Here is a 10436-nt window from a genome sequence, read left to right on the forward strand (position 1 = left end):
TGCCTTTAACTGCCGGACTTTCGCATAGGAGGCTGGTATCCGGCAGCTTTCGCACGCTCACTGGCGGCTTTGCGGCGTTCTGCGCTATATGGCTCCCGGACTGATACACACCGCTTGGGGACGATAAAGTTATGGGCGTCCTTTCGGGTGATCTGGTCGGGGTGCTTTTTTGCCAGCAGATCCAGCTTCTCCATCAGACGGGGATCATGAGTATAGATCTCAGCCATTGGTTCTGCCTGGTTATAGAGGAGAATGGTTTCCCGTTCCACTAAAGAGAGCTTCATCGGCTGCCTCCTTTCCGCTGGTCAAATTCCAGCTTGAAGTTGGCGTACTGTCCATCATCCTCCAAAACCACAGCGGCATCGTAGGTCTTGCCGGTTTTCTCCGAATATAGGCCCGTCACACGGACACGACCATCGTTAAGCAGTGCAGACACCACAGCCTTGGTCGGCTGTTTTTTCTTGGCAGCCCACCATTTGTTATTTTTCCAGATTGCAAATCTGCAAGAATCATTCTGACAGAAGAAGCCTTTTTGCAGTTCTGCAACTTCCCCGCCGCAGCGAGGGCATTTGCCCACCACCTCACGGGGCGGAGTGAACAGGTACTCCGTTCCCTTGATGACCTGATAAGTTCCCACCAGGTCTTTCAGCATGGTGCTGATCCCGTCCAAAAACTCCTCTGGGGCAAGCTGCCCGCGCTCGATCTCGCCCAGTCGGTACTCCCACTCGGCAGTCAGAAGCGGCGATTGCAGTTGTTCCGGCAGAACGGTGATCAGGGAAACTGCATCGTGGGAAGGGAGAAGCTGCACCGTTTTCCTGCTCTTTTTTCGTTCCAGAAAACCGGCAGATACCAGCTTTTCCAAAATACCGGCACGGGTGGCCGGTGTCCCCAGACCTTTTCGCTCGGCATCCTCCGGCATATCCTCTTTTCCGGCAGTCTCCATCGCGGACAACAGGGTGTCCTCCGTAAAGTGCTGGGGCGGACTGCTTTTGCCTTCTTTGACGATTGCCGCAGAAACCGAAAGGGTCTGTCCTTCGGTCAGCTCCGGCAGGGCTTTCTCTGCGCCCTCTTTTCTCGGCTCTGCATCCTTCATTCTGGCACGGTAGGCGTCCTCCAGTGCTTTCCATCCGGGGTGCTTCACCGTTTTTCCTTTGGCGGTAAACTCCCTACCGGCATACGCTGCAATCACAACGGTTTCCGAATAGATATGGGGCTGGGCCACGGCACACAGCAGACGCAGGGCCACCAGCTCCAGCACCGCTTTTTCTCCCGCAGGAAGGGCAGAAAGGTCTGCATCCTTGAGATTTCTGGTAGGGATTACTGCGTGGTGGTCGGTTACTTTCTTATCGTTGATGACTGTCTGCGGATCACAGGTAATGGCGATCCCTTTGCGAAACGGCATAGCATTGGCAACCAGATTCACCAACACCGGCAGGCTGTCTGCCATATCACCGGTCAGATAGCGGCTGTCAGTACGGGGATAGGTGCAGAGCTTCTTTTCATACAGGCTTTGCAGATAGTCCAGGGTCTGCTGGGCCGTAAATCCAAGCAGACGGTTGGCATCTCTTTGCAGGGTAGTCAGGTCATAGAGGGCAGGCGGCTTTTCGGACTTTTCCTTGCGCTCCACCTTTTTGATTGTGACATTTGCACCCTGACAGGCTTCTTTCAGCTGTTCGGCAGCAGCTTTATCCGCCATGCGCTCCCCGGATACGGTAAGACCGGGCAGCTCCAGCGCCACGGTATAAAAGGGAACCGGCTTAAAGGTGTCGATCTCAGCTTCTCGCTGGACAATGAGCGCCAGCGTTGGGGACATAACGCGCCCGATGTTGAGGGTGCGGTGGTACAGCACGGAAAAAAGCCTTGTGGCATTGATCCCCACCAGCCAGTCGGCCTTGGCACGGCAGAGAGCAGCATCCCGAAGTCCATCATAATCTACACCTGGGCGCAGGTTTGCAAAGCCCTCCCTTATGGCGGAGTCCTCCATCGAAGAAATCCAGAGCCTTTTCATCGGCTTTTGGCAACCTGCCAGCTCATAGACGCTGCGGAAGATCAGCTCGCCCTCGCGTCCGGCATCGCAGGCATTTACTACCTCCGTCACATCCGGGGCGTTCATCAGCTTTTTGAGAATATCAAACTGCTTTTTCTTATCCTTTCCCACTACCATCTGCCAATGCTCCGGCAGAATAGGCAGGTCATCATATCGCCACTTGGCATACTTGGAGTCATAGCTGTCTGCATCCGCAAGACCGGCCAGGTGGCCCACGCACCAGCTGACACGCCAGCCGTTACCCTCCAGATACCCATCCTTACGAGCAGTTGCACCGATTACCGTGGCCAGACTTTGTGCAACCGATGGTTTTTCAGCGATTACCAGTTTATATCTCATCATCTTCAGCCTCCCATTCTTCCCGCACAGGCGTGTGCAGTTTTTTCTCTATGCTGTTTTCCTCATCCAGTAGCAGGTTATAACCAAACCGGTAGTCATAGCGGTACAGTTTCCCCAGCAGGTCATTGATGATGATACGGCAAGCCAAAATGACACGGGTTTTATCCACCTGCATCAGCTGGTAGCGTTGATAATTGCTGTAATATTCTTCGTGACGGCGGGTATTGCAGGCGGCATCTTCAAGTAAACTATCTACTGCATCCTGACAACCATCTTCTTTTTCCCCTTCCATGCAGTTCAGAAGTTCCATCATCAAAGGAAAGCTCTGTTCATCCATAGGAGCTTCTGCTGCAAGAAAACCGATCAAAGCGGATAAGAGCAGACGAGCCGCCGTCTGTTCTTGTTCCGTCAAAACGGCCATTGTTTTCTCCGCATTTGGCAGGATCTTTTCTTCCACAAAATCTGCCGCATCGTCGGAACAAAGCTGACGGATAGAATCTATGGACAATGAAACTGTCACGGTATCTAAGGAGAAATCAAAGGGGTCATCTTGCTTTGGCTTTCTCCGAAGTTTGTTTAACATGGTAGAAAGAATGTCGCCGCCAAAATACACGGCGATCACCAGCAGGTCAAAAACAGCAATCAGCTTGATAAATATAATCAGAACACTCATTTTTTTCGTTTCCTTTCTTTGAGCCAGCGTTCCATCTCACGATGGCAGATACCTACGCAGGGGCTTCCATAACTCCCGCAACCATAGCAGGGGTGGTTGTGGGGTAAAGAAGGAGGACGGGAAGTTTCCCTCCCGCCCTCCGGCCTGCGTGTCATCATGCGTTCATAGGGACTGTCTGTGAAACGGGTCATTTCACGCTGTCCTCGTCATCTTCTTCTGTGCTGCCCCCGTCAGCGTCAGGCTCATCCGACTCCTCATTTTCGGTTTCCCATTCCTCGGAATCTTCCTCGCCATAATCATAATCGTCCAGACTGTCATTGCCCTTGGTCTTAGGCTTGTTCTTAACGAGCTTCAAATAGGCAAATACGCCACCGCCACCAAGCAGAGCCAGTAAAAGGACCAGCGCAGCCGGGTTCAATCCGGCAGGCTTCTCCTTTTCCAGCTCCGATGTTTCTGCCGGAGGTTCCGGTACTTTGCCCGTACATTTACTCTTATCAGTTGCACAGACCGGACAAGCCGTATTGACTGCCCCTGCTTCACATTTTGTCGTGCAGCTACACACAGCAGCCGGCTCCTCTTTGACATTTTCATCTTCCATCAGTGCCATCAAATCCGCTTCATCCACCTGGTTCAGAAAGTGAACAGCAGTCTTTTTATCCTCATTCGCCCTGTCGATCAAAATGTAAAAATAGTTGCCAGCCTTGGTGGTAACGGTAATGAGCTGCTTATTGCCACCAAAATCATCCACCAGTGCCGCATTCCCCTCCGGTGTAAGTGCCGGTGCTGGTTCTGTTTCTTCCACAATCACATTGCTATCATTGGTAGAATCCTCTGCCGGTGCCGCCGGAGCCTGTTCTGACCCCTGTGCAAAAGCAGGGATCGTAAAGCCAAATGCCACAACCATTGTCAGGCAAAAGGCGGAAAGTGTTCGGAGCAATCGTTTATTCCTCATAGCTGTTTTCCTCCTGTTCGTTATTTTCATCAGCCAAACTGCCGGGAACTGTGCCACCGGACAGCATGGCGCTCAACTGGGTCGGGGTCATACGCAGGGCGCGCACCATCTGGACGATCTCCAGATTTTCTGCCTCGGTTTTCTGTACTTCCAGCGCCTTGAGCTTTTCCTGATACTCTGCGATCTTCTCGCGGACCTTTGTAATCTCCTGGTCAATGCGCTCAATTTTGTTCTTTGCCATCGTCTATCACTCCTTCTTAAAAATCTCTGTTACCAGTTCATCAGGCCGTAGCCCTTAATGCTTTGATAATTCAGGTCATAACTTTTGATCTTGCAGGCATCGCCGGAATTTCCCTCCACCGTATAAACACGGCTGCCATCCGTACCGATCACGATACCCACATGGTCTGCTGTCCCATCCAAATCCCAATCAAAGAAAATTGCATCTCCGGGAGCCAGATTGTTATAGCCTCTTGCACCCCATTGTCCATGAGACTGGAACCACGGAACGCCCTGCCACTCACAGCCTGCAAAGCGCGGTTCACTTTTTCCAGCCTGGTTATAACACCAGGATACAAAGCAGGCGCACCACTCCACGCGGCTGTCAAAGCCATACCAGCTCCAATAAGGATAGCCGCCCACATTGCCCACCTGACGCTTGGCCAGTTCCACCAGCTGAGGATTGCCGGGGCGGGTACCGTTAATGAACTGCACACCGGACAGATCTTCCGAGCCGCTGGTATCAGGGGAACCGCCGCCAAACAACAACGGCTTATTGCCCATGGTCTGCCGGTAAACCTGATACATTTCCATCTGCTCCGGGGTCAGTAACTCCGACGCCACAGCGGAAATGGGCTTGCTGGTGAGTTTCACATTCAAAATGTAATACTCATAGGGGACTTCTTCTGAGGTGGTCTCGCCGGTCTCCGGGTCGGTGGAGGTCTCCGTGCGGTAGCGAATCTCCACTTCCTCAGTAAGCGTCAGCTGATACTGTGCTGCAAACACACGCGCCAGCTCTGCCTGAGCGCTCTGCTGGGTGTAACCTTGCAAGACGGCAGACAGAAATGCTGCCAGCTCATGAGGGTCATGGCCGATCATACCAAGGTCATAGCGATACTCGTCATACCCTGGGTGGCTGCTTTCAATGTTGTCGATTTCCTCCTGCAACTGGACTTCTCTGGCTGCATAATCTGCCTCCACTGCCAGCATTTCCGGGTCATCCGACGGATAAGTGGTACCGGAGAGAACGGAACCGATGCTCTGCGCCATCATGGAGCAGGAGGACATGGTATTCATCAGCATACAGGTAATGAGGAACAAAACCCCTGCCATCAGGAAACCCTTCTTGTGGCGCACGACGAACGCTCCTGCCTGCTGTGCCTTTTCTTTCACCGTCCTTGCGGCTTTTCCGGTTTTGGACGCAGCCTGGGCGGTATTTCCGGCAGTCTGACCGGCGTGTTCGGCGGCGGCATACTGCCTTTTGATGGCCTGCTTTTGCTGCCATCGGGAAAGCGGATTGCTGGCAAACTGGGGATTTTCCTGCAAAGATTTCTGGTACAGAACATTTACATTTGCCTTTTCCAGTTGGCGCTCTGCCTGTGCTGCTTTGCGGTACGGCTTCAGCTTGTGGCTGCGATAGCCTCCCGCACCAGATAAGCGCCGGTCTCCACCGCCTCCTCGGACTTGTGGGCGCTTTCCACGCCCACATTGTCCTGCTCTGTTTCCCGGATCTCTTTGTGGAGCTTGCCCGCAACCAGATGGACGGGAGCTTCCTTGACCCCTTGAGAAAGTTTGGAGGGTGGCTTTTTCTTGTCCTCAAAGGTCAGCTTCGAGGTCTTTTTTCCAGTATCCGGGTCGATGACCGTCTGCCTGACCTTTTTCTTTGGGATATTGGCCTGCGCCTTATCTGCTCTGGCCGCAGCTTTCTCCGCTTTACGGATCGGCTTTTCCAGTGCAGGGTCAGACCGTTCCTCATCAGTAAAGCGCAGGCGCGGCTCCTTATTCAAACCATTCTCCCTGCATGAGGGAGGACATCATGTAGTGCAGCTCTGCATAAATGGCCATTCCCACAGGATCGTTGAACATACAACCGGACAGGTAGGCGTAAAACTGTGCCACCACATCGGACAGGATTTTCGCTTCGGTTCCTTCCAGAACCAGACCACCCATACCTTCCTTGGCACGGATGGCGCTCCAGACCTCTGCCAGACGGAGCAGCCCCACCTGACCGGTCTCATTCAGTTCGGCTGCCTGATCTGCCGCCGTGCGGCACTCACTTACCGCATCGGCCATGACTGTAAGCAGCTGGCTGCGCTGGGCATTTACCGCCCTGTCAAAAAACATCAGCGGATTTTTATTCAAAATGTTGGGGTTCATCATCATTCATCCTCCTTCTTTTTCAGTTCCTGGGGTTTGGTGGTCATAATGCGGTAAAGTTCGGTGTTCTTCGGGAAGTGATCCACAAACGGCAGGATCGTGGAGCCATAGAACAGCAGGCCCTCGCCCTCGCCGGAGTGGGTCACATAGCTAAGCTGGTGCGTGGAAATGCCCAGCTGCTTGGCGAGGATCTGACGGTCTCCGCCTGCCTGGTTGAGCATATACACGAAGTCGGAATTTTCAAAGATATTTTCCACCTCGCGGCTGGAAAGTAGATCTTTGACGTTCTGCGTGATTCCGGTGGGGATGCCGCCCCATTTTCTGAATCGCTTCCAGATTTCCACTGTATAGGCAGCGGTCTGTTCCTCCTTCAAAAGCAGGTGCATCTCGTCGATGTAGTAGCGGGTGGACTTGTGCGCGGCACGGTTGATGGTAACGCGGTTCCACACCTGATCCTGTACCACCAGCATACCGATTTTTTTAAGCTGCTTGCCCAGTTCCTTGATGTCATAGCAGACAATGCGGTTGTTGATGTCCACATTGCTCTGATGATTGAACACATTGAGGGAGCCGGTTACATAGATTTCAAGGGCCGTAGCGATATACTGGGCTTCCTTTTCCTCCTGTTCCCGGAGCAGGTTATACAGATCCTCCAGTATGGGCATATTCTCCGGGCGCGGGTCATTGAGGTAAGTCTGATAGACCAGACGCACACAGCGGTCGATGATGGTTTTCTGCACCGGCTGTAAGCCCTCCTTACCGCCCACGATCAGCTCACACAAGCTGAGGATAAAATCAGATTTGAGGGACAGCGGGCTTTCATCATCCGAGTAGTCCAGGTTCAGGTCCATCGGATTGATGTAGTTGGTGGAGGTAGGCGAGATCTTGATGACCTGCCCATGCAGACGCTCAACAAGAGGTGCGTACTCCGCTTCCGGGTCACAGATAATGACATCATCGCTGGTAAGCAAAAAGCAGTTGGCGATTTCTCGTTTTGCGCTGAAGGACTTACCGGAACCCGGCGTACCCAAAATCAAGCCGTTGGGGTTTTTCAGCAGCTTTCGATCCACCATGATGAGGTTGTTGGACAGGGCGTTGATGCCGTAGTACAGAGCTTCTTTGCCGTTCTGGAATAATTCCTGTGTGGTGAACGGTACAAAGATGGCCGTAGAACTGGTGGTCAGTCCTCGCTGGATCTCGATCTGATTGAGTCCCAGGGGCAGACAGCTCATCAGCCCTTCTTCCTGCTGGAAGTCCAGCCTGGTCAGCTGACAGTTATACTTCTGGGCAATGGAGCCTGCCTGGAAAATGTTGTTGCCAAGCTGACGGGGATTGTCCGCTGTGTTCAGCACCAGAAAGGTCAAAAGGAACATTCTCTCGTTGCGGCTCTGCAAATCCTGCAAGAGTTTTTTCGCTTCACTGCCGTAGGTAGCAAGGTCGGATGGAATGATGTCCATGTCATATCCGGCGCGGACTGCTTTTTTCTGTTCCTCGATCTTGCTGCGGTCCAGGTCGGTAATCTTGCGCTTTACCGTTTTGATGGCTTTCACCTGATCCACCGACTGAATGTGCATACTCACAATGAGCGAGCTTTCCATATCCAGAAAATCAGCCAGCAGACGGTCATTCAGCTCCGGTGCGAGAATCTGCAAAAAAGAAACAGCCCCGTATTTCTTGCCCATACGGAACTGCTTGCCGGTGCGGAACTCAAAGGAACTTGGTGCAATAAAATCCTTTGTGGACAGACCGGAAGGAGCCAGCCAGTCCCATTCAAACTGAAACGGGAGTTGTTCATCCATGTGGAATACCGCATGAAGCTGAGAAAGCCTTTCTTTACCGTCCAGCGTTCTGGCAGCTACACCAAGACGCTTGAAGTTATTAAGTATATCGGTCTCAATACGCTCCAGACGGGGCTTGGCGGCTTTGATGCTGTCTGCGTCGATACCAAAGGTCAGGTATTTGGTCTTGATGAGGCCGTTGTTACCTCTGGCCAGCTGATTTTGCAGCATTGTGGTATATTCCTCGCGGATACTGTCAAAGGCATCCCTCTGGGGTGGGATGGAAATGGAGTTAGCAAAGGTCTCCTCCGATGCCGCAAGGTTCAAAAAAGACAGCTGGAAATGAATCGAGCTGTCAAAATAATTGAGGAAATCACACCAACCCTCAAAGATTGCCGTCTTATCTTCGTTTTGGGAGAGCTGATAGTTGATGTCCTGAAACTGAATGGTCTTTGTGTAGTGGCTGTCCGATATGCGGCAGATTCCGTCCGGCCACATCCGTTCATAAGGGATACTGTCCTGCGCAGATTTTCCTTTTTTGTCCGTGCGGTTGGCGCGGACAATGGCCGCGTCGATCTGCTTCTTATCGGCGCGGGACAGCTTTTTCTTTGTCTTTACCGGCTGCACAGTTTTTTCCTCGGTTTTCCCGAACATCCGATGCAGCCATTTTTTTATTGCGGTGAACAATGTCATACACCTCCTTATCGAGCATTTCCTGCCGCTTTAATACGGCATAAAAGTTATTGGTCTGGTAGGGACGCTGCTTGGGACGGATCACAGCTACTTTGAGAATGTTGCCCACGATCTTTTCAAGGGGCTGTCCATGCTTTTCGTACATAGCCAGCATAAAGAAGGGCAGCATAACCAGCATCATACACATAGCCGCTACACTGTTTCCGGTAGGTTTTCTGAGCAAAAGGAAAAGCGGTACGCCAATAAGCGCTCCGCCCGTGAAGCAGATAAGCTGCCGCTTGGTCAGATTGAACATGACCTTTGTTTTGACTTTTGTTAAGTCCTTGGGTACGGGTACATAAGCCAATGTGGAAACCTCCTTCCGTTTTAGTGCGCCTGAAAGACTGATTTGGCGAGACTGCCGGTTTTGAACAGCGTAAAGCATAGCAGTACGGTGTAGCCCACGCAGCTCCAGATTGCCATGATGATGTCATCTTCCAGAGCGATATTCTGCACCAGCACAGCATAAATTGCCACGCAGACGATAATGAGAAACGCCTGAAAGCCCAGCGCCAGCAGGGATCGGAGGTAATTCTGGCCCATACCGCCCCATTCTTTACCCATCATTGCAGCCATTGGAACGGGAGCCACCGAAGTCACAAGGTAGATTTCGATCATACGGCCATAAATAACGATAAAGATACAGATATATAACGCCCACATAGTAATGCCAATAAAGAGGGATTGGAACCACAGTCCGAACAGCGGTCCCAGATCCATTTCCATCAGCCTCGGTTCCAGATCGGTCATAACTGAGGAAATGTCAATGGACGCATCCGAATTGATAACCCCTGCCGCCTGCGCCACTACGCTCTGTGCCATATCAAAGACGCCCATCACGATATTCCATGTATTTGTGACAATGAGGATGGCAGCGGCTGATTTGAACACCCACTTGAAAATCATCCAGGTGTCCACATCATGCAGGTTGTTCTTGTCTGCGATCATCTGGATCAGGTCTACGGTCATCACGATAGCCAGGATCACGCCTGCAATCGGCACCATGATGGAGTTGGACAGATTCTCAATCATGCTGAAAATACTGCCATTCCATCCCTGTGGGGTCTGGCCTACCTGTACGGATATATCCGCGACCTGCTGGTTTACACTGTCAAACATCCCCGAAAGGTTGCTCATAATGCCGCCCACCAGCATTTCTTTCAGCCAATTTGTCAGGGCTTCAAGTAAGAAATCCATACGGTGTCAACCTCCTTTCCGCCGCCCCCGCAAAACTGCGGGAGCGGCAAGGATTTCATACGGAGACGCTTAGACAGAGAAAAGCCCGGAGAGCAGAGGTACAAGGACCATGCCTACCACGGCTACACCAGCACCGGCCATGAGCTGCTTCATGCCCTGGCTCTTTACTGATGTGCGATAAAGAAGTAATAGAAGTGTAAAAAATTTTGCCGTTCCTATCCGGCACTTAGCTCTTGTGTCGGATAGGTCGGGCGGTTATTCGGGCAAGTCCACCTTGCCAACAAAAGAATAATAAATCTCAATGTCCTGTCTGCGGGTCTTGTTCTCGTCATAGCTGCACTC

The 10436-nt window shown here is 52.1% G+C and carries 11 protein-coding genes and 2 pseudogenes; all 13 read right to left on the reverse strand.

Annotation, left to right across the window (positions count from 1 at the left end):
* Positions 1 to 5 precede the first annotated feature (5 nt).
* The gene (locus DXA97_RS12235) at positions 6 to 284 is read right to left on the reverse strand and encodes an immunoglobulin (RefSeq protein WP_118720353.1); all 279 of its coding nucleotides are present in this window, start codon (positions 282 to 284) and stop codon (positions 6 to 8) included.
* The gene (locus DXA97_RS12240) at positions 281 to 2389 is read right to left on the reverse strand and encodes a type IA DNA topoisomerase (RefSeq protein WP_118720355.1); all 2109 of its coding nucleotides are present in this window, start codon (positions 2387 to 2389) and stop codon (positions 281 to 283) included. The genes DXA97_RS12235 and DXA97_RS12240 overlap by 4 nt, the downstream gene beginning before the upstream one ends.
* Positions 2376 to 3059: a hypothetical protein gene (locus DXA97_RS12245; RefSeq protein ID WP_025491750.1), complete on the reverse strand. Its 684-nt coding sequence runs from the start codon at positions 3057 to 3059 to the stop codon at positions 2376 to 2378. Before DXA97_RS12245 ends, DXA97_RS12240 begins: the two co-directional genes overlap by 14 nt.
* A complete protein-coding gene (locus DXA97_RS12250; RefSeq protein ID WP_004797798.1) occupies positions 3056 to 3250 on the reverse strand; it encodes a hypothetical protein in 195 nt (64 codons plus the stop codon). The genes DXA97_RS12245 and DXA97_RS12250 overlap by 4 nt, the downstream gene beginning before the upstream one ends.
* Complete coding sequence (locus DXA97_RS12255) at positions 3247 to 4011, reverse strand: DUF4366 domain-containing protein (protein ID WP_118720357.1); 765 nt, start codon at positions 4009 to 4011, stop codon at positions 3247 to 3249. The genes DXA97_RS12250 and DXA97_RS12255 overlap by 4 nt, the downstream gene beginning before the upstream one ends.
* Entirely contained in the window at positions 4001 to 4252 is a 252-nt protein-coding gene (locus DXA97_RS12260) for a DUF4315 family protein (RefSeq protein WP_118720359.1), read from the reverse strand. Before DXA97_RS12260 ends, DXA97_RS12255 begins: the two co-directional genes overlap by 11 nt.
* Positions 4253 to 4281: 29 nt before the next feature.
* Positions 4282 to 6017: pseudogene (locus DXA97_RS12265) on the reverse strand (CHAP domain-containing protein).
* Positions 6010 to 6393 (reverse strand): DUF3851 domain-containing protein, encoded by a 384-nt coding sequence (locus DXA97_RS12270; protein ID WP_118720361.1) that lies wholly within the window; start codon positions 6391 to 6393, stop codon positions 6010 to 6012. The pseudogene DXA97_RS12265 and the gene DXA97_RS12270 overlap by 8 nt, the downstream one beginning before the upstream one ends.
* Positions 6390 to 8792 carry a VirB4-like conjugal transfer ATPase, CD1110 family gene (locus DXA97_RS12275; protein ID WP_118720363.1) on the reverse strand — a complete coding sequence of 801 codons (2403 nt, stop codon included), beginning with the start codon at positions 8790 to 8792 and terminating at the stop codon, positions 6390 to 6392. The genes DXA97_RS12270 and DXA97_RS12275 overlap by 4 nt, the downstream gene beginning before the upstream one ends.
* Positions 8749 to 9204, reverse strand: coding sequence for a PrgI family protein (locus DXA97_RS12280; protein ID WP_055224633.1), 456 nt, complete (start codon positions 9202 to 9204; stop codon positions 8749 to 8751). The genes DXA97_RS12275 and DXA97_RS12280 overlap by 44 nt, the downstream gene beginning before the upstream one ends.
* Positions 9205 to 9224: 20 nt before the next feature.
* On the reverse strand, positions 9225 to 10094 hold the full coding sequence (locus DXA97_RS12285; protein ID WP_024724981.1) for a VirB6/TrbL-like conjugal transfer protein, CD1112 family: 870 nt from the start codon (positions 10092 to 10094) through the stop codon (positions 9225 to 9227).
* Positions 10095 to 10163: 69 nt separating this feature from the next.
* Positions 10164 to 10259, reverse strand: a pseudogene (locus DXA97_RS22235) (Maff2 family protein); the annotation flags it as partial.
* 90 nt (positions 10260 to 10349) lie between these two features.
* A partial coding sequence (locus DXA97_RS12295) for a DUF4368 domain-containing protein (protein WP_118720365.1) occupies positions 10350 to 10436 on the reverse strand: 87 nt, incomplete at its 5' end.

The organism is Clostridium sp. OF09-36, assembly GCF_003481985.1.
In the GTDB taxonomy this organism is placed as follows: Bacteria; Bacillota; Clostridia; order Lachnospirales; family Lachnospiraceae; genus Brotaphodocola.

Bases quoted from the DNA above. Each gene is read 5' to 3' on its own strand.
- DXA97_RS12270 (WP_118720361.1), bottom strand. From the start codon at position 6,393: ATGATGATGAACCCCAACATTTTGAATAAAAATCCGCTGATGTTTTTT.
- DXA97_RS12255 (WP_118720357.1), bottom strand. From the start codon at position 4,011: ATGAGGAATAAACGATTGCTCCGAACACTTTCCGCCTTTTGCCTGACA.
- DXA97_RS12285 (WP_024724981.1), bottom strand. From the start codon at position 10,094: ATGGATTTCTTACTTGAAGCCCTGACAAATTGGCTGAAAGAAATGCTG.
- DXA97_RS12235 (WP_118720353.1), bottom strand. From the start codon at position 284: ATGAAGCTCTCTTTAGTGGAACGGGAAACCATTCTCCTCTATAACCAG.
- DXA97_RS12240 (WP_118720355.1), bottom strand. From the start codon at position 2,389: ATGATGAGATATAAACTGGTAATCGCTGAAAAACCATCGGTTGCACAA.
- DXA97_RS12260 (WP_118720359.1), bottom strand. From the start codon at position 4,252: ATGGCAAAGAACAAAATTGAGCGCATTGACCAGGAGATTACAAAGGTC.
- DXA97_RS12245 (WP_025491750.1), bottom strand. From the start codon at position 3,059: ATGAGTGTTCTGATTATATTTATCAAGCTGATTGCTGTTTTTGACCTG.
- DXA97_RS12250 (WP_004797798.1), bottom strand. From the start codon at position 3,250: ATGACCCGTTTCACAGACAGTCCCTATGAACGCATGATGACACGCAGG.